Below are 18,285 nucleotides of genomic sequence, written 5' to 3'. Positions count from 1 at the left end.
GAGGAAGGACGTCTCCCATGACCCAAACTCTTCACACTCCCAGCTGGTCCGAACCGGATCAGCCCGAGGCCGCCATGTCGCCGTTCAAGCGCTTCGCGGCCCTGCCGGAGGCCGCCGGGCTGTACAACCCGGAGCAGGAGAAGGACGCCTGCGGTCTTGCGATTATCGCCACCCTCCGCGGTGAGCCCGGGTATGACATTGTCGACGCCGCGCTCACGGCGCTTCGCAACCTCGAGCACCGCGGCGCTGTCGGCGCCGACGAGGGCACCGGTGACGGCGCTGGCCTGCTGATGCAGATCCCGGACGAGTTCTTCCGGGCCGTCACCGAATTCGAGCTGCCGGCACCCGGCCAGTACGTCGCCGGCACCGCTTTCCTTCCGGCCGAACAGCGCGAGGCCGACGCCGCCAAGGCAGGTATCGAAGGCCTGGCCGCTGACGAGGGCCTCACCGTCCTCGGCTGGCGCGAAGTGCCGGTGGTCGCCGACCTCGTCGGAGCCATGGCCCGCGCCTGCATGCCGTACTTCTCCCAGCCGTTCTTCGCGTCCGCCACCGGCGAGACCCTGGAGCGCAACGAGCTCGATTCCCGTGCCTGGCGGATCCGCAAGCGCGCCCAGAACAAGTTCGGCGTCTACTTCCCGTCGCTGTCCTCCCGGACCATCGTCTACAAGGGCATGCTCACCACCGCCCAGCTGGAGCCGTTCTACCCGGACCTGTCGGACAAGCGCTTCAAGACCAAGCTGGCGATCGTCCACTCGCGGTTCTCCACGAACACGTTCCCGTCCTGGCCGCTCGCGCAGCCGTTCCGGACCATCGCCCATAACGGCGAGATCAACACCGTCAAGGGCAACCGCAACTGGATGCGCGCCCGGCAGTCACAGCTGGCCAACCCGCTGCTTGGTGACTCGCCGGAAGAGCTGTACCCCATCTGCACCCCCGGTGCCTCCGACTCCGCGTCTTTCGACGAGGTGGCCGAGCTGCTGTGGCTTTCGGGCCGCCCCATCACACACTCGATCATGATGATGATTCCTGAGGCCTGGGAAAACCACGCCACCATGGATCCGGCCCGCCGCGCGTTTTACGAGTACCACTCGCTGCTGATGGAGCCGTGGGACGGACCCGCCGCAGTGTCGTTCACGGACGGCAACCTGGTGGGTGCCACGCTGGACCGCAACGGCCTGCGCCCCGGGCGTTTCTGGATCACCGAAGACGGCCTGATCGTCTTCGCCTCCGAGGTGGGCGTCATCGACGTCGAGCCTTCCCGCGTGGTCAAGAAGGGCCGTGTGTCCCCGGGCAAGATGTTCCTGGTGGACACCGACGCCGGCCGCATCATTGACGACGAAGAGGTCAAGGCCGAGGTGGCCGCCGCCAACCCGTGGGCTGAGTGGGTCAAGGACAACCTGATTGACCTCAACGAACTGCCGGAGCGCGAGCACGTGGTGCACACGGCCGCGTCCGTGAACATCCGCCAGCGGACCTTCGGCTACACCACCGAGGAACTGAAGATCCTGCTGGGCCCGATGGCCCGCACCGGTGCCGAACCGCTCGGCGCCATGGGTTCCGACACCCCGGTTGCCGTGCTGTCCAAGCGCCCGCGCCTGCTGTTCGACTACTTCGTCCAGTCGTTCGCGCAGGTCACCAACCCGCCGCTGGACGCCATCCGCGAAGAACTGGTCACCTCGCTGACCTGTGCGATCGGCCCCAACGGCAACCTGCTGGACACCAAGCAGGTCCGCCAGCCCCAGGTCCAGCTGCCGTTCCCGGTGATCAACAACGACCAGCTCGCCAAGATCGCCAACATCGAAAGCCCCGACGGCGACCGCTTGTCCATGAAGGTCCGCGGCCTCTACCGCCCCGAAGGCGGCGAGAACGCGCTCCGCGCCCGCCTCACCGAAATCTGCGAGCAGGTTTCCGGTGCGATTAACCGCGGCGTGCAGTACATCGTGCTGTCCGACCGTGACTCCAACGCCCAGTGGGCGCCCATCCCGTCGCTGCTGCTGGTCAGCGCCGTGCACCACCACCTGCTGCGCAGCGCCAACCGCACCAAGACCGCCCTGGTGGTCGAGGCCGGCGACGTCCGCGAGACGCACCACGTTGCAGTCCTGATCGGCTACGGCGCCTCCGCCGTGAACCCGTACCTGGCCATGGAATCCGTGGAGCAGCTCATCGCGGCCGGCGACGTCACCGGCGTGACCCCGCAGGACGGCGTCTACAACCTGATCAAGGGACTCGGCAAGGGCGTCCTGAAGATCATGTCCAAGATGGGCATCTCCACCGTGGCCTCCTACACCGGTGCGCAGACGTTCGAGGCGCTCGGCCTGGGCCAGGACCTGGTGGACGAATTCTTCGCCGGAACCCACTCCCAGCTCGGCGGCGTCGGCCTGGACGTCATCGCAGCTGAGGTTTCCGCGCGGCACCAGATGGCCTACCCCGAGGGCGGCATCGAGCAGCCGCACCGCCCGCTGCTGGGCGGTGGCGAGTACCAGTGGCGCCGCGACGGCGAACCGCACCTGTTTAACCCGGAGACCGTCTTCCGGCTGCAGCACGCCACCCGCGAACGCCGCTACGACATTTTCAAGGCCTACACCAAGGGCGTGGACGACCAGTCCACCAACCTGATGACCCTGCGCGGCCTGCTCAAGTTCAAGGACGGGCGCCCCTCCGTTCCGCTCGAGGAAGTGGAGCCCGTCTCCAGCATCGTCAAGCGGTTCTCCACCGGAGCCATGAGCTACGGCTCCATCTCCAAGGAAGCGCACGAAACCCTGGCCATCGCCATGAACCGGCTGGGCGGCAAGTCCAACACCGGTGAAGGCGGCGAGGACGTGGACCGTCTGCTGGATCCGGAGCGCCGGTCCGCCGTCAAGCAGATCGCCTCCGGACGGTTCGGCGTGACCAGCCTCTACCTGACCAACGCCGACGACATCCAGATCAAGATGGCCCAGGGTGCCAAGCCCGGCGAAGGCGGCCAGCTGATGGCTCAGAAGGTCTACCCATGGGTGGCCCGGACCCGCCACTCGACCCCCGGCGTGGGACTCATCTCGCCGCCCCCGCACCACGACATCTACTCGATCGAGGACCTCGCGCAGCTCATCTACGATGCGAAGCGCGCCAACCCCTCGGCCCGTGTGCACGTGAAGCTCGTCTCGGAAGTCGGGATCGGCACCGTGGCGTCAGGCGTGACCAAGGCGAAGGCCGACGTCGTACTCGTCTCCGGACACGACGGCGGCACCGGCGCCTCGCCGCTGAACTCGCTGAAGCACGCAGGTGTTCCGTGGGAGCTCGGCCTTGCCGAGACCCAGCAGACGCTGATGCTCAACGGGCTGCGAGACCGCGTGGTGGTGCAGGTAGACGGCCAGCTCAAGACCGGCCGCGACGTTGTCATCGCTGCGCTGCTGGGTGGCGAGGAGTTCGGTTTCGCCACCGCTCCGCTGGTGGTGGAAGGCTGCATCATGATGCGCGTCTGCCACCTGGACACCTGCCCGGTGGGCGTGGCCACCCAAAACCCCGAACTGCGGGCCCGCTTCAGCGGCAAGCCCGAGTTCGTGGTCAACTTCTTCGAGTTCCTGGCGGAGGAAGTCCGCGAGATCCTGGCGGAGCTTGGTTTCCGCAGCCTTGAAGAGGCCATCGGCCACGCTGAGGTCCTGGACACCCGTGAAGCTGTTGACCACTGGAAGGCCGACGGACTGGACCTGGATCCGATCCTGCATGGCCTTGAGTTCGACGACGACGCGCCGCTGCGCAACATGACCGGCCAGAACCACGAGCTGGACAAGCACTTCGACCAGCGCCTGATCACCATGGCCACCGAAGCGCTCACGGACCGCAGCCCGGTGAAGATCACCGTGGACGTCATCAACACCGACCGCTCGGTGGGCACGATGCTGGGCCACACCGTCACCAAGGCGTTCGGCACCGATGTGCTGGCCACGGACACGATCGACATCACCCTGAACGGCACCGCCGGTCAGTCGCTGGGCGCCTTCCTGCCCGCCGGCATCACGCTGCGGCTCTTCGGCGATTCCAACGACTACGTGGGCAAGGGCCTCTCCGGCGGCCGGATCATCGTCCGCCCGGACCGCACCAACGTGTTCAAGGCGGAGACCAACGTCATCGCCGGCAACGTCATCGGTTACGGTGCCACCAGTGGCGAGATGTTCCTGCGCGGCCAGGTGGGCGAACGCTTCCTGGTCCGCAACTCCGGTGCCACTGCCGTCGTCGAAGGCATTGGCGATCACGGCTGCGAGTACATGACCGGCGGCCAGACGCTGATCCTGGGCCGCACGGGCCGTAACTTCGGTGCCGGCATGTCCGGCGGAACCGCGTACGTCCTGGACCTGCGGACCACCCGCGTCAACAAGCAGGCCCTCGAATCCGGTGAGCTGCAGCTGCGCGAACTGGACGCCGAGGACCGCGACATCGTCCACGGGCTGCTGGTGAAGCACATCGAGGAAACCGATTCGCAGCTGGCCGCGCGCCTGCTCGAGAACTTCGATGACACCGCTGCCCGCATAACCAAGGTGCTGCCGCGCGACTACGCGGCCGTGCTGCAAACCCGTCTTGACGCCATCGAAGAGGGCCTTGACCCCGACGGCGAAGAAGTTTGGTCTCGAATCCTGGAGGTTACCGGTGGCTGACCCACGCGGATTTCTGAAAGTACGCCAGCGTGAAACCCAGCCGCGCCGTCCCGTTCCCGTCCGCATCATGGACTGGAAAGAGGTCTACGAGGCCCAGGAGAAGGGCACTCTGAAGGCCCAGGCGGGCCGCTGCATGGACTGCGGCGTTCCGTTCTGCCACCAGGGCTGCCCGCTGGGCAACCTCATTCCTGAATGGAACGACCTCACGTGGCGGGACAAGGGCGAGGAAGCCATCGAGCGCCTGCACGCCACGAACAACTTCCCGGAATGGACCGGCCGGCTCTGCCCCGCCCCCTGTGAGGCGTCCTGCGTGCTGGGCATCAACCAGCCCGCGGTGACCATCAAGCAGGTTGAGGTCTCCATCATCGATGAGGCCTTCGACAACGGCTGGGTCAACCCGCTGCCGCCGCACCGTCTCACAGGCAAGACCGTGGCCGTCGTCGGGTCCGGCCCTGCCGGCCTGGCCGCTGCCCAGCAGCTCACCCGCGTTGGCCACACCGTTGCCGTCTACGAACGGGACGACAAGATCGGCGGCCTGCTGCGGTACGGCATCCCCGACTTCAAGATGGAAAAAGAGCAGGTGGACCGCCGGCTTGAGCAGATGAAGGCCGAGGGCACCCGCTTCCGCACAGGCGTTGCTGTTGGTACCGACGTCACGTGGGAACAGCTGCGCCGCCGGTACGACGCCGTGGTCATCGCCACCGGCGCCACCGTGCCGCGCGACCTGCCCATCCCGGGCCGTGACCTGGACGGCGTGCACTTTGCCATGGATTACCTGGTTCCGGCCAACCGCGCAGTTGCGGGGGAGTCCATCGAGAACCAGATCCACGCACAGGGCAAGCATGTGGTGATCCTGGGCGGCGGCGATACCGGAGCGGACTGCCTCGGCACCGCGCACCGCCACGGCGCTGCTTCGGTGACCACGCTGGCCATCGGCAAGCAGCCGCCGGCCGAGCGTGCCGGCCACCAGCCCTGGCCGACGTTCCCCACCCTGTTCGAAGTTGCCAGCGCCCACGAAGAAGGCGGCGAGCGTACCTACCTTGCCTCCACCATCGGGTTCGTTGGAGAAAACGGCAAGCTGACCGGCGTCAAGGTTGCCGAAACCGAGTTTGTTGACGGCAAGCGGCTGCCCAAGGCAGGCACCGAGCGGGTCATCCCCGCGGACCTGGTGTTCCTATCGCTGGGCTTCACCGGCGCAGAGCCTGCAAACATCACCGAACAGGTGAAGGCCGAATTCGACGGCCGCGGCAACGTGTCCCGCGACGGCTATTACATGACCAACACTGAGGGCGTCTTCGTTGCCGGCGACGCCGGCCGTGGCCAGTCCCTGATCGTGTGGGCGATCGCGGAAGGCCGCGCCGCCGCTGCGGCAGTGGACAAGTACCTGATGGGCAGCACCATCCTGCCGGCGCCTGTTGCGCCGACGGACCGCGCCATCGCCGTCCTCTAACCGCCGTCCTCCAGCGGTGCATGGAGGGTTCACCTCCTCGACAACTTAACCAATGCAAGTGACCAATAGGGTAGGTATATGAGACGCGCAAAAATTGTGGCGACATTCGGTCCGGCCATCGCCAGTTACGAGAACACCCTCGCGGTGCTGGAAGCCGGCGTTGACGTTGCCCGCATGAACATGAGCCACGGCGACTACACCGTGCATGACAACACCTATGAGAACGTCCGCAAGGCCGCTTCGGACCTGGGCAAACCGGTTGCCATCATGGCCGACCTGCAGGGTCCCAAAATCCGCCTGGGCCGTTTCGTTGACGGTCCGCACGCCCTGGCCGTTGGGGATGTCTTCACGATCACCACCGAGGACGTTCCCGGTACCAAGGACATCTGCTCCACCACGCTCAAGAGTCTCACTGAAGACGTCAACGTGGGCGACGCACTGCTGATTGACGACGGCAAAGTGGCGCTGCGTGCCACGGCCGTGGACAACGTCAAGGTAGTCACCGAAGTGACAGTCGGCGGAATGGTGTCCAACAACAAGGGCATCAACCTGCCCGGCGTTGCTGTCAACGTTCCCGCACTGAGCGAAAAGGACGAGGAGGACCTCCGCTGGGCCATGCGCCGCGGTGTGGACCTGGTCGCCCTGTCGTTCGTCCGCGACGCGCAGGATATTGTTCGTGTGCACGAGATCATGGACGAGGAAGGCCGCCGCGTGCCGGTGATCGCCAAGATCGAGAAGCCGCAGGCCGTGGACCAGCTTTCCGAGATCATCGACGCGTTCGATGCCATTATGGTGGCCCGTGGCGACCTCGGCGTTGAACTGCCGCTCGAGGAAGTTCCCATCGTGCAGAAGCGCGCCGTCGAGCTGGCCCGCCGCTGGGCGAAGCCGGTCATCGTGGCCACCCAGGTGCTCGAATCCATGATCGATAACCCGCGCCCCACCCGCGCCGAGGCCTCCGACTGCGCCAACGCAGTGCTCGATGGTGCGGACGCCGTCATGCTGTCCGGTGAGACCAGCGTGGGCAAGTACCCGATCGAAACCGTCAAGACCATGGCCCGGATCATTGAATCCACCGAGGTCCACGGCCTGGAGCGCGTTCCCCCGCTGGGGACCAAGCCCAAGACCCGTGGCGGCGCCATCACCCGTGCCGCCGTCGAAATCGCCGATCAGCTGGACGCCAAGTACATCTGTGCGTTCACGCAGTCCGGTGACTCGGCCCGCCGCCTGTCCCGCCTGCGTCCCATCAAGCCGGTCTTCGCTTTCACCCCGGTGGAGCAGGTCTGGAACCAGATGGCCCTCACCTGGGGTATCCAGCCGGTGCTGGTGCAGATGGTGGATCACACCGACGCCATGACCGCGCAGGTGGACCGCAGCCTCTCGGACATGGGGCTCGTTGAGGACGGCGACCTGGTGGTCATCGCCGCCGGGTCCCCTCCCGGAAAAGCCGGTTCCACGAACTCGCTGAAGGTGCACAAGGTGGGCGACCTCGCCGACTCCATCCGCGGGGGAGAAGTCACCAGCAACAAGGAAAAGCTCGGCCCCTGGCCGGAAAAGAAGAAGAAGGCCTAGTCCTTCTGAACGGAAAAGGACCCCTGCCGGCTGGCAGGGGTCCTTTTCGCTTTGGTGCGGCCCGTCGTCGTAATCGCTCCGGGCCTGGCCCCGGCTAGTTGACCTGGTTGATGATGGTTTCGGCGACCTCACGCATGCTGAGGCGGCGGTCCATGGAAGTCTTCTGGATCCAGCGGAAGGCCTCGGGCTCGGTGAGGCCCATCTTGGTGGTGAGCAGGCTCTTGGCGCGTTCGACGAGCTTGCGGGTGGCGAACTGCTCCTGGAGGTCGGAGACCTCGCTTTCGAGGGCCTTGATCTCCTCGTGGCGGGAGAGCGCTATCTCGAGGGCGGGGATGAGGTCCGCGGGCGTGAAGGGCTTCACGACGTAGGCCATGGCGCCGGCGTCACGTGCACGCTCAACCAGTTCCTTCTGGCTGAAGGCGGTCAGCAGCACGACGGGCGCGATGCGTGCCTTGACGATCTTCTCAGCAGCGGAGATTCCATCCATGACGGGCATCTTGACGTCCATCAGGACCAGGTCCGGCTTGAGTTCCTCGGCCAGCTGCACGGCCTTTTCGCCGTTGTCCGCCTCGCCGACAACGTCGTAGCCTTCGCCGCGCAGGATCTCGATGATGTCGAGGCGGATGAGGGTTTCATCCTCAGCCACAATGACGCGGCGCGCCGGCTGGGATGTGGATTTGGACTCCGTCTGTTCAGTCACGGGATCTCCTTGGGAGGGGTACGGCGGGACATCACTATCTTAGGTGCCACCGCGGTTATTACTTGGCCTGCATGGTCGGTTGCGGCAACGGCGGCGCGATTCTGGACTTCAGCCTATCTGCATGTAGAGTAATTCCGCGTACGTGAAGCGATCGCGTTGCTCACAATCAGCTGTGGGCGTACCCGCTGGACTTCACGTATTCCGCGCCCGAGTGGCGGAATTGGCAGACGCGCCGCACTCAAAATGCGGTATCGAAAGGTGTGTGGGTTCGAGTCCCACCTCGGGCACAGTGTTTCCGCAGGTCAGAGGCGAATTAGACGGCTGGGTGTGGACAAAAACGCCCAAACTGTGGACAGCGGCGTAGCATTTTTTCATGGCCAGGATCCGCAAACGCTCCAGAAAGGACGGTTCACCGTCCTACATGGTTTGCTGGCGGGACCCGAAGACCCGTGCCTCGCAGGGCCTAACCGTTACGACTCTGACAGAGGCAGAAACCCTCAAAAGGTTGTTGGACGCCAACGGTCAGTCTTTCGAACTGGCCCAGCACGTCATCCTGACGAATGAAAAGCGCTCTCCTACTGTGGCAGAAGTCATCCAGGAACACATCGACCTGCTGGTCCGACCTTCGAGCGGGACGATCAAGACGTATCAGACGATGCTGGATCTTCACATCCGGCCAGTCATCGGTCATGTCCCCGTAGAGAAGCTTGACTATCGCGGCATGGCGCACTGGGTTAAGTCGATGTTGGCCAAGGGCAAGGCGCCGAAGACGATCCACAATATCCACGGTCTGATATCGGCTGCCATGAACACTGCAGAGATGCTCGGCTACATAAGTCGCAATCCCTGTCGGGGTGTGCAGCTGCCGAACATTGAGAAGGCTGAGGATGAGGCCATGTTCCTGACGCACGCCGAGTACCGGCTGGTCATGGAGGGGATGGGCGAGCGGTACAAGGCCTTCACGGACTTCCTGGTCATGACCGGCACGCGTTTTGGAGAGGCCACTGCACTGACTGTTGCGGACGTGGACCTGCTGTCGAAACCGCCCACGGCTCGGATTAACAAGGCCTGGAAACGGGATGGGCAGAACCAGTTCTATGTTGGTGCGACAAAGACGGGTGCTGGCAAGAGGACCATTGGGCTCAACCCGGCGCTGGTGGAGCTGCTGATCCCGCTGGTGGCAAGCCGGCCAGGGAAGGACCTGGTGTTCATGACACCCAAGGGCGGCCGGATCGTTCATAAGCTTTACTGGGACGATTACTGGGTCCCTGCCGTTCGCACGGCTCACGCGATCGGCCTGACTAAGAACCCAAGAATTCACGATCTGCGGCACACTCATGCGTCCTGGCTGATCGCGGACGGCGTGCCGCTGTTTACGATCTCGCGCCGGCTGGGGCACACCTCCACGAAGACAACTGAGCAGGTGTACGGTCACCTGATGCCCGAGGCATTGCAGGTGGGTGCCGATGCCACTGAGCGGTCCGTGACGGCTTTCCAGCGGCTATAGCGAGCGTGCAGTCGATCTCCTTCAGGGGCTTCCTCACCTGCGGATGAGACATTTAGTCATGTTGGCGAGTCCCCCCGACGGGCATGAACCTGAGAAACCTGCACCTTTCCTTGGGAGACGCCGTGGACATCGAATTTTTTGAGCCTGCCGAAGCAGCAGCGTTGATGCGCTGCACGGAGTCCTGGCTGCGCGGTGGCGCGACCAGCGGACGCTTCCCTCACGCATGCTGGGGAAAGGGGAAGATTGTTTTCACTTCGGAGCACATCCTGGAAATCGCAAAGTTGAGTGAGATTCTTCCCGGCAAAGCAGGTTCACCGCTCTTGGAAGGCCAGCCCCTGACCAAGCAGCGGCTCATCGGGACACGGTCGAAGGCCAGATTGACCCCGGTGAGCTGAGCAGCCGCGATCCAAATCGCCAAGTCGTCTGGATCCACTGTGGCCGCCTGAACTTGTGGCAAAGCGTCTCGTTCCTCTGTACTCGGCTGGTCACCGAGTGCAACCGGAGTCTTTTCAGGAGCTCTGCGATCGGGCATACGTTATTCTCCCGCACTTCACCCAAGTCGCTAGTGTCAATCGTCGCGCCGTGCCCCTGAATTGATACCTTCAACTGCAGCCCATAACGGGCCATGGATTTTGGGAGAGCAATGACGACAGCATGGGTGGTCCGGCAGGGCCGCGGCGGACAGTTCGCCGATGAGATGATCCGCAGCGCGTATCTGGGTGTGGACTTCATCGGTGACTACGACATCCGGCCGCACCTGGGCGGGGGAGCGGAGGTGTTCCGCGAGGCGATGAACGGCATCTACCAGGAGATGCACCCGGAGAAGACGCGGGTGTCGGTGGGGTTGGCGATGGGGAACCTCTGGGCCGCTTCCGAAGGCATCACCGTCGGGGATCTGGTGCTGGCGCCGAAGCCTGACCGAACCTACCAGTACGGCCTGGTGACCGGCGGGTACGAATACCATCCGGGCACGGACCTGCCGCACCGGCGGCCGGTGGACTGGAAGGGCTCGATTAACCGGGACGATATGAGCCCGACCCTGGCGTCCACCGCCGCGGTGCCGATGACGGTGTTCCAGCTGGAAGCCCACGCCGCAGAACTGGCCAGCCTCACCCAGCTCACCGAGACGGGCCAGCCTGTGGTTCAGGCCATCGCTTCAGAAGTGCAGGAACAGTTGGCCTTCCAGCTGGAGAAGCAGCTCGAAGAGTTCCTGGTCCACAACTGGGCCAGCACATCGCTGGGTCGGGAATACGACATCTACACAGAGGACGGGCAGGCGGTTGGCCAGCAGTACCCGTCGGACACCGGCCCGATGGACATCCTGGCGATCAGCAAAGACCGGACCCGGCTCCTGGTGGTCGAGCTGAAGCGGGGGCGGGCCAGTGACGCCGTAGTCGGCCAGATTCAGCGCTACATGGGCTACGTACAGGACGCGTTGCTCGAGCCCGGCCAGAGCGTAGAAGGAGTCATCATCGCCCAGGAGGACGACCTGCGAATCAAGCGGGCCTTGTCCATGACGAGGAACATCCGCTTCATGAAGTACCGGGTCGAATTCCACCTCGACGAAGCGGAGTGAGTGATGGCCGGCGGCGGCTGGGTGGAACACCCACGGTCTCAGACGGGCGTCCCCGCCGCCGGCCCTGTCCTCACTCTAGGGGCGGTTCCTGAGCGACGGCTGAGTGTTTGCGCCTCTGCTGGCCGGAACCAGGCGGTGCCACCAGCTGCCGGCGCTTCATCTCGGCCGCGATAAACACGCCGCGCATTCCGCTCACCGCGCCGCCCCCGATGCGATTGAGCAGGAAATCGGGCGGGAAGGTGTTCACCAGCCGGGTCTCCAGTGCGTCGTAGTGCATCGTTTTGCAGGCGAAGATGCGGGTGGTGTCCAAGGGCCGGAAAGAGTCGATGGACATCACCGACTCTTCGACCCCGCCCCACAGCAGCCGGTCGAACTGCTTGGTGCCGGTCCAGTGCGCCTTGACCCGCTTCCGCATATCCCATGCCTGCCCAATGTAGGCCTGCCGGTAGTCGTCCAGCACCAGCACGTACGCGCCCCAGTCGCCATCCAGGGCCTTCAGGTCGGTCACCGGCCGCATCCGCTTGTGTTTCCGCAGCATCTCCTGCAGCGCGTCCTCAAAGGTCTCCGGGGGGATCGAGGCGAGGAAGGCCATGTTCAGGTCGAAGTTCTCCAGCGCCTTCTCCCGGTGGCGTCGGCAGTATTCGTCCGTGCGGATGGTCAGATCATCGTCCTCGAAATGTGGCCGGAGTGCAGCCCGCAGCTCATCCGTGAGCAGGTGCTCCGGGATCCTGGTCGAGGACCTCTTGTTCGCCAGGGCGTACATCTCACGGGTCAGGCGCAGCCCGTACTTGCCAGGGCGGACGAGCTCACCGAAATGCTCGACGGCTGAGGACGAAGACGGTGCCATCGGGGCTTCTACCGTCCCGCCAGGGCGATGGCCTGCAGATCGGCAGCCAGCGCTGCCATCTCCTGCGTGGGAGCCGGCGCCTGCTGGCCCGGGTCCCCGAACCATTTGTGCCAGACAGCTGCGACGACCTCGGCCGTGACCGGCTCCCCGGCCACAAGCAGCCGCGTGAAGTCTTCCGCCTCGGGGTCGTATTCGTTCTCCGGCGCGCCCAGGTCCAGGACGCCGAGGAGGTCATGGGCGATCAAGCAAGCCGATACAGCATCACGAAAGTGGGCGTGGGCAGTGGTCATGGCGACAGTCTAGGAGCAAACAGAGAAGCGAGGAGCCAACGGCGGCTGGGGAGGCACCTGCGCTACGGAATCCTCCCGGACGCACTCGTGTACCAAATGCTCGTTTTGGCGGCCCAGGGACACGTAGGTACGTCTGCGGGGCAGAGGCTGCACGATGAGGTGCGTCCCATTGCTAGAGCCACACCCCATCTAAAACTAAGCCTACTTACTATTCAGGGGAGAGGTAAAGGCCATCATCCCGCGTCAGCAACCACATCGCCTACGCATGCCTTCGATCAAAGGAAGGTTCGGGTGGCAGATAGGCTTCAATCCATGAGTTTGGGGGACGCGGTGGAGCCGCTTGTACGCATCAAGGATTTTCGGATGGATTTCGGGGACACCACGGTCATCCGGGACCTGTCGTTTGACGTGAGGGCGGGGGAGACGTTCGGTTTCCTGGGGTCGAACGGGTCGGGGAAGACCACGACCCTGCGGGCGCTGCTGGGCATCTACCAGCCGACGGCCGGGACGCTGCATATCGGCGGGAAGGTCTTCGAACCGCGGGACGGTGCGCGGCTGGGGTATCTGCCGGAGGAGCGCGGCCTGTACAAGAAGGAACCCGTCCTGGACGTCATGGTCTACTTCGGCCGGCTCAAGGGCCTGTCCAAGGCCGCCGCCCGGTCCTGGTCCGAATCCTACCTCGAGCGGGTTGGGATTCCGGAGAAGGCCAAGGTCCGGCTGGACAAGCTCTCTGGCGGCCAGCAGCAGAAGGTCCAGCTCGGGGTGACCATCATGAACGACCCGGAACTGCTGATCCTGGACGAACCCACCAAGGGCTTCGACCCGGTGAACCGGCGGCTCCTGATGGACATCATCGAGGACCAGAAACGGGCCGGGGCGACTGTCATCATGGTCACCCACCAGATGGAAGAGGTCGAACGGCTCTGCGACCGGGTCATCCTCCTCAAGGACGGAGTCTCCCGCGCCTACGGGACCGTCACCGAGGTCCAGGAGCAGTTTGGCGGGACCGTCTACCGGGTCGTCTACGACGGTGCGCTGCCGTCCTCGAACCTTTACGACGTCGTCTCGGACAGTGACGGCCGTGCCGACCTGGCACCCCGGCCTGGGGCGGGGGAGGCCGCGGTCCTGCGTGAGCTCGTGGACGCCGGCGTCGCCGTGAAGTCCTTCACCCCGGCGAGGGTTTCCCTGGATGAGATTTTCCTCCAGGTCTACGGTGACCAGAACGAACCGGCGGAGGCGTAATGGCACTGGCACGGCACAATCTCGGCACCGTCATCGGGTTCGAATTCACCCGGACCATCAAGAAGAAGGGCTTCGTCATCGCGACCCTGGCGATCCCGGTCATCCTGATCGTGGTCTTCGCCCTGGTGTTCGCCTCCAACTCCAGCACCAAGGACAGTGCGGAGGCGCAGAAGAGCGCCCGCTTCGCCTTCACGTACAGCGACGCGTCCGGGATCATCATGTCCCCCGGCGCCAAGGCCGCCGGCGGCACCTACACCGACAACCCGGAGGCCGCCATCGAGGCCGTGAGGAACGGGACCAGTGAGGCCTACTTCCAATACCCGGCCGACCCGACGACGGAGCCGGTGAACATCTACGGCGCGGACGTGGGCATGTTCGAGAACGGCAAGTATGAGGCCGTCGCCAAGCAGCTGCTGGAGGCCTCCGCCGAGTACCAGGTCGGCTCACCGAAACTGACAGCCGCACTGACGGACACGGTGAAGTTCGACGCCGAGACCTTCAAGGACGGACAGGTCGCCGCGGGCATCGGCGGGGTGATCCCGCCCCTGCTCTTCCTGGTGGTCTTCTACATCTCGATGATCCTGCTCTCCAACCAGATGCTGAACTCCACCCTGGAGGAGAAGGAAAACCGGGTCACGGAGATGATCCTGACCACGCTGAACCCGACCACCCTGATCACGGGAAAGATCATCTCCCTGTTCATGGTCGGGCTCGTCCAGATCCTGGTGTTCCTCGCCCCGGTCGGGCTCGCCTACCTGTTCTTCCGTGACTCCCTGGCCCTGCCCGACATGGACCTGTCCGCCCTCGTCTTCGAACCCGGCCCGATGATCACCGGGGCGCTGCTCCTGCTCGGCGGGTTCACCGTCTTCACCGGGGTCCTCGTCGCCATCGGTGCGGTCATGCCGACCGCCAAGGAAGCCGGCACTATCTTCGGCCCGCTGATGGCCATGATGTTCATCCCCTTCTACACATTCAGCCTGGTCATCTCCAACCCCGAAGCCCTCATAGTGCAGATCTTCACGTACTTCCCGCTGACCGCCCCGGTCACCGCAATGCTCCGCAACGGCTTCGGCACCCTCAGCCCGGTCGAGGCCGGCATCGTCATCGCCGAACTGTTCGTCGTCGGCATCCTCATCTTGCGCCTTGCTGTGCACCTGTTCCGCTACGGGTCCATCGAATACGGCAAGAAACTCTCCATCGCCGGGACCTTCCGCCGCAACGAAATCGCTGCCAAGTGAGCCCGTTCCTGGTGGTGCCGGTGATCGCCGGCGATCTCTGGCTGGGGCACGTCGGTCTTCATGCGATGGGAAAGGGGGGCGCTTACCGCTACACCCGTTGGGCCCTCTTCGGCGGCCTGGCGGTCACCGTGGTGGTGTTCGTCCTGCTCGGCGTCCAGGCCAGCAACACAGCCCCCTCCGAGTGGAGGCGCGACACTTCCGGAGGGCTCATCGAATTCATCCTCGCCTTCGAGACCCTGCTGGTGATGCTGGCCCTGGCGCTGCTGGAAGTCATCCACGTCGCGGTGGCACAGACCATAGAGGACGCCCGGAAACGGGCTGATAGGTCGACTGCTGCCTGGCCTGGACGCACGTGAGGCGCGGTGAGGCTTGGGGCTTAACCCTTCTTGTCGCTGCTGTGGTGATCGCCGCCTGCGGAATGGTAGTGAACACGGCGGACAGCCAGGCTGCCGACCAGGGGTTGCTGCTCTACATCGGCGTACGGGCATCGAACGCCGTCTACGGGCTGATGATCCTGGCATCCTTCGCCGGCGCCGGGAGCCTGATGTTCCTGGTCCCGACCCTCATCGGCCGAATCACCAGAAAGGCTTTGCGGCGCACCGTCGGCTGGATCACGGGTTTGGCGGCAGCCGCGTCGCTACCGTACCTCGGCATCATGCTCATTTTCGCGATCATCGGCACGGTGGGGGTCACCGACGATGTGAAAGTCACGGCGGCAGACGGACAGTCAGTTCTCCTCGTCCAAGACGGCTTCGACGGTGACAGCGTCGACATCTACACCCAGCAGGACGAGTTCCACTACAAGTGGGCACGCCGAGCCTATGAGCTCGGCGGCTGGCCGCGGGTGGCCGACCAGGATTGTCGGCTCGATACCAACAACAAGGCGCAGCTCCTGTGCGGGGCAAAGGCCCTGACGGTTGAGCAGGAAGGAACCGACCGGTGAAGCCAACTTCCGGTACTGGCACCCGCCCCTGCCGCACACATAGGATGCAAATTCCACCGATAGAAAGACCCTCGTGAAGCAGAGTATTTTCGCCCGCGTCGCCCAGCTCGCCAAGGCCAACCTGAACGCCCTCCTGGACTCCGCGGAGGACCCGCAGAAGATGCTGGACCAGATGGTCCGCGACTACTCGAACAACATCCGTGAAGCCGAGGCCGCGATCGCGCAGACGATCGGCAACCTCCGGATGGCCGAGGACGACCACAACCGGGCCGTGAACGAAGCCAACTCCTGGGGCAACAAGGCGATCGCAGCTTCCCGCAAGGCCGACGAATTCCGGGCCGTCGGCAACAGCGCGGACGCCGACAAGTTTGATGCCCTCGCCCGGCTGGCCCTGCAGCGGCAGATGACCGCCGAGACCACCGCCAAGGCCCAGGCGCCGGGGCTGGCTGCGCAGAACGAGGTCGTCGACAAGCTGAAGAGCGGTCTGGAGCAGATGCGCGGCAAGCTCGGCGAGCTGACCGCCAAGCGCAACGAGCTGGTCAACCGTGCCCGGGTCGCCGCCACCCAAACCCAGGTCAACGACGCCCTCAAAGCCCTGGACGCCGGCGACCCGACCTCAGCCATTGGCCGGTACGAGGAGAACATCCGCCGCCAGGAAGCCACAGTCCGCGGCCAGCAGGAACTCGCCGCCTCATCCCTGGACGCCCAGTTCGCCTCTCTCGAAGACCTCGGGGAGCAGACTGAGGTGGAAGCACGCCTCGCCGCGCTCAAATCCATGGACCGGAAGTCCATCGACTACTAGAGGTGGCGCCCGCGTTACTGAAAGTTCGATCAAGGATGGTCGAATGCCTTGCCTGACCTGCACCTTGCCGCTTGGATCGGACTATGTGGAGTCAGCCCTACCCGGGGCGCGGCCGGGTATGAACAAGCCAACATCTGCCGGAGGGTCAACGCGGGGCGGATGGCCGGCATGGAGAGAGTGGGTCGGAAGGCATCCGATTCTGCACGCCCTCCTGGTCGGGGTTGCCACTGGTTGCCTATGGTTGGGCGTCAGTCTCATTTTTGGACGCAACGCGGGCTTTGCAGCGATCAATGGCATCTTCTACGGGCTGGCGGTCGCAGCAATGACACTGTTCGCGCAGAGGCGGTTCCGGAAGACCGACGCCAGGCTCGATGAGCGGGGACAGGCGCTCATGTTCCTGCGCTATCCCGGTGCGAGACCGGGTTCTCTCAGTACCATCTGGCAGATGGGCATCGCCGATCCGGGGCCAGGCCGGATCGACTTCCAACCGGCCGTCTACGAGGACCTGGTGCCTACCGGCCGCAGCAAGGCCTTGACCGGGATTGGCACCATTTCAGCGCCGCGGTACGCAGACCGTGTCGACAACAGGCATGACGTGCCGCCCGGTTTCCAGATCGTCAGTGTCGACTCAGACGGCGGAGTCATCGAGATCGCGGCAAGACCGAAAACGCTCCAGAGGATTCGGGAAGCCGTCGAGGCGTCATCCTCATAGGCGCTGGCAAGTCTGATGGAACCAGTGGGGCCTGTTGCCGATTGTCGGTAGGGAAGAGCAGGGCGAGGAAGCCACGCGGGGTTATCCTTGCTTTCCGTTCCCGAGTGAGGTCATCCTCACGCGCCACTTGGCAGCGATTGTAGGCAGGGGCTCGAATAGCTCTGGGGTCGACAGTTCGAAGATTGCTTGGGCGATGAGGTCCCGGTCATTGGCATCGAACCTGATGTCATCCAGTGAATGGACAGTTTCGGCCCATTCCTCGAGGGCGGCATCGTTCAGGTCTCCGGCAACGTAGAGTTCCAACACGTGCTGGATGTGGTGGACAGTGAGGATGACGGGTCCGACCGCAGTTCGGCTGCTGCCGGCAATGCTGCTCCGTACGTCGGTGACGGGCCGACTCAACGTCAACAGATCCTTCAGTGCCGCTTCGCGGCGGCCCATCCTTCTCCGCCGGACGAGGACTCCGATTATCCGGTACGTGAAGTAGAGGATGAGGAGAACTGACGCCGCTCCTACGATCGTTGCGGCCGGACGGCCGATGACTGGGCCGCTTTCACAGAAGCTTTCTCCGTAGCCGGGCGCGTAATCGACGCAGCGGCCCACCTCCATGAGGGCCCACGGGAGCACAAAAACCGTCACCACGAGGATACCGACCACCCACGGCCAGACTTCGCTCGAGGGCCACGACGGCTCCTTTTTTTGGTTCACGTCAATCCGCTCACGTCGGGGTTAGCGGCCCACCTGGTCGAGGCCCAGTCGACAATTCCCCAGGTGTCCG

Annotated in this window: 16 protein-coding genes and 1 tRNA gene; 13 read left to right on the top strand and 4 right to left on the bottom strand. The window is 64.4% G+C overall.

The genetic code is table 11. The features are described from left to right. Positions 1-17: 17 nt before the first annotated feature. The 3 genes from gltB to pyk all read left to right on the top strand — a co-directional run bounded on the left by gltB (position 18) and on the right by pyk (position 7,650). The gene (gene gltB, locus AC1DBN_RS15115) at positions 18-4,631 is read left to right on the top strand and encodes a glutamate synthase large subunit (protein ID WP_314213355.1); all 4,614 of its coding nucleotides are present in this window, start codon (positions 18-20) and stop codon (positions 4,629-4,631) included. Beyond that, complete coding sequence (locus tag AC1DBN_RS15110) at positions 4,624-6,081, top strand: glutamate synthase subunit beta (RefSeq protein WP_091719669.1); 1,458 nt, start codon at positions 4,624-4,626, stop codon at positions 6,079-6,081. The genes gltB and AC1DBN_RS15110 overlap by 8 nt, the downstream gene beginning before the upstream one ends. A gap of 78 nt (positions 6,082-6,159) precedes the next feature. Further along, positions 6,160-7,650, top strand: a complete 1,491-nt coding sequence (pyk, locus tag AC1DBN_RS15105; protein WP_314213354.1) for a pyruvate kinase — start codon at positions 6,160-6,162, stop codon at positions 7,648-7,650. A gap of 94 nt (positions 7,651-7,744) precedes the next feature. Here pyk and AC1DBN_RS15100 read toward each other — a convergent pair whose 3' ends face one another. Then, a complete protein-coding gene (locus AC1DBN_RS15100) occupies positions 7,745-8,350 on the bottom strand; it encodes an ANTAR domain-containing response regulator (RefSeq protein WP_050684085.1) in 606 nt (201 codons plus the stop codon). A gap of 205 nt (positions 8,351-8,555) precedes the next feature. On the opposite strand from AC1DBN_RS15100, the gene AC1DBN_RS15095 reads away from it, so the two are divergent. The 4 genes from AC1DBN_RS15095 to AC1DBN_RS15080 all read left to right on the top strand — a co-directional run bounded on the left by AC1DBN_RS15095 (position 8,556) and on the right by AC1DBN_RS15080 (position 11,433). Further along, positions 8,556-8,637 (top strand) — tRNA-Leu (locus tag AC1DBN_RS15095). A gap of 86 nt (positions 8,638-8,723) precedes the next feature. Continuing rightward, positions 8,724-9,857, top strand: coding sequence for a tyrosine-type recombinase/integrase (locus AC1DBN_RS15090; protein ID WP_477723569.1), 1,134 nt, complete (start codon positions 8,724-8,726; stop codon positions 9,855-9,857). Positions 9,858-9,979: 122 nt separating this feature from the next. Further along, a complete protein-coding gene (locus AC1DBN_RS15085; protein WP_477723568.1) occupies positions 9,980-10,252 on the top strand; it encodes a hypothetical protein in 273 nt (90 codons plus the stop codon). Positions 10,253-10,500: 248 nt separating this feature from the next. After that, complete coding sequence (locus AC1DBN_RS15080) at positions 10,501-11,433, top strand: endonuclease NucS domain-containing protein (RefSeq protein WP_477723567.1); 933 nt, start codon at positions 10,501-10,503, stop codon at positions 11,431-11,433. Between the two features lie 70 nt (positions 11,434-11,503). Here AC1DBN_RS15080 and AC1DBN_RS15075 read toward each other — a convergent pair whose 3' ends face one another. Together AC1DBN_RS15075 and AC1DBN_RS15070 are read right to left on the bottom strand one after the other, a co-directional pair. After that, positions 11,504-12,280, bottom strand: a complete 777-nt coding sequence (locus tag AC1DBN_RS15075; RefSeq protein ID WP_477723566.1) for a GIY-YIG nuclease family protein — start codon at positions 12,278-12,280, stop codon at positions 11,504-11,506. Between the two features lie 8 nt (positions 12,281-12,288). Then, positions 12,289-12,570 (bottom strand): hypothetical protein, encoded by a 282-nt coding sequence (locus AC1DBN_RS15070; RefSeq protein ID WP_477723565.1) that lies wholly within the window; start codon positions 12,568-12,570, stop codon positions 12,289-12,291. A gap of 363 nt (positions 12,571-12,933) precedes the next feature. On the opposite strand from AC1DBN_RS15070, the gene AC1DBN_RS15065 reads away from it, so the two are divergent. The 6 genes from AC1DBN_RS15065 to AC1DBN_RS15040 all read left to right on the top strand — a co-directional run bounded on the left by AC1DBN_RS15065 (position 12,934) and on the right by AC1DBN_RS15040 (position 17,507). Then, positions 12,934-13,812, top strand: coding sequence for an ABC transporter ATP-binding protein (locus tag AC1DBN_RS15065; RefSeq protein WP_477723564.1), 879 nt, complete (start codon positions 12,934-12,936; stop codon positions 13,810-13,812). Then, entirely contained in the window at positions 13,812-15,050 is a 1,239-nt protein-coding gene (locus AC1DBN_RS15060) for an ABC transporter permease (RefSeq protein WP_477723563.1), read from the top strand. The genes AC1DBN_RS15065 and AC1DBN_RS15060 overlap by 1 nt, the downstream gene beginning before the upstream one ends. Continuing rightward, entirely contained in the window at positions 15,047-15,406 is a 360-nt protein-coding gene (locus AC1DBN_RS15055; protein WP_477723562.1) for a hypothetical protein, read from the top strand. The genes AC1DBN_RS15060 and AC1DBN_RS15055 overlap by 4 nt, the downstream gene beginning before the upstream one ends. A 68-nt stretch (positions 15,407-15,474) precedes the next feature. Beyond that, on the top strand, positions 15,475-15,993 hold the full coding sequence (locus AC1DBN_RS15050; protein WP_477723561.1) for a hypothetical protein: 519 nt from the start codon (positions 15,475-15,477) through the stop codon (positions 15,991-15,993). A 73-nt stretch (positions 15,994-16,066) separates the two neighbouring features. Beyond that, complete coding sequence (locus tag AC1DBN_RS15045) at positions 16,067-16,795, top strand: PspA/IM30 family protein (RefSeq protein WP_477723560.1); 729 nt, start codon at positions 16,067-16,069, stop codon at positions 16,793-16,795. A gap of 241 nt (positions 16,796-17,036) precedes the next feature. Beyond that, positions 17,037-17,507, top strand: a complete 471-nt coding sequence (locus AC1DBN_RS15040; protein ID WP_477723559.1) for a hypothetical protein — start codon at positions 17,037-17,039, stop codon at positions 17,505-17,507. Between the two features lie 81 nt (positions 17,508-17,588). Here AC1DBN_RS15040 and AC1DBN_RS15035 read toward each other — a convergent pair whose 3' ends face one another. After that, positions 17,589-18,215 (bottom strand): hypothetical protein, encoded by a 627-nt coding sequence (locus AC1DBN_RS15035; RefSeq protein WP_477723558.1) that lies wholly within the window; start codon positions 18,213-18,215, stop codon positions 17,589-17,591. Between the last annotated feature and the right edge of the window lie 70 nt (positions 18,216-18,285).

The organism is Pseudarthrobacter sp. 10T415 (assembly GCF_056394175.1).
The sequence above is the reverse complement of the archived record's forward strand: the minus strand, read 5'-3'. Positions and strand labels throughout refer to the sequence as shown.

Coding starts and splice junctions, on each gene's coding strand:
- AC1DBN_RS15060 (WP_477723563.1), top strand. CDS start 13,812: ATGGCACTGGCACGGCACAATCTCGGCACCGTCATCGGGTTCGAATTC.
- gltB (WP_314213355.1), top strand. CDS start 18: ATGACCCAAACTCTTCACACTCCCAGCTGGTCCGAACCGGATCAGCCC.
- AC1DBN_RS15065 (WP_477723564.1), top strand. CDS start 12,934: ATGGATTTCGGGGACACCACGGTCATCCGGGACCTGTCGTTTGACGTG.
- AC1DBN_RS15070 (WP_477723565.1), bottom strand. CDS start 12,570: ATGACCACTGCCCACGCCCACTTTCGTGATGCTGTATCGGCTTGCTTG.
- pyk (WP_314213354.1), top strand. CDS start 6,160: ATGAGACGCGCAAAAATTGTGGCGACATTCGGTCCGGCCATCGCCAGT.
- AC1DBN_RS15080 (WP_477723567.1), top strand. CDS start 10,501: ATGACGACAGCATGGGTGGTCCGGCAGGGCCGCGGCGGACAGTTCGCC.
- AC1DBN_RS15090 (WP_477723569.1), top strand. CDS start 8,724: ATGGCCAGGATCCGCAAACGCTCCAGAAAGGACGGTTCACCGTCCTAC.
- AC1DBN_RS15075 (WP_477723566.1), bottom strand. CDS start 12,280: ATGGCACCGTCTTCGTCCTCAGCCGTCGAGCATTTCGGTGAGCTCGTC.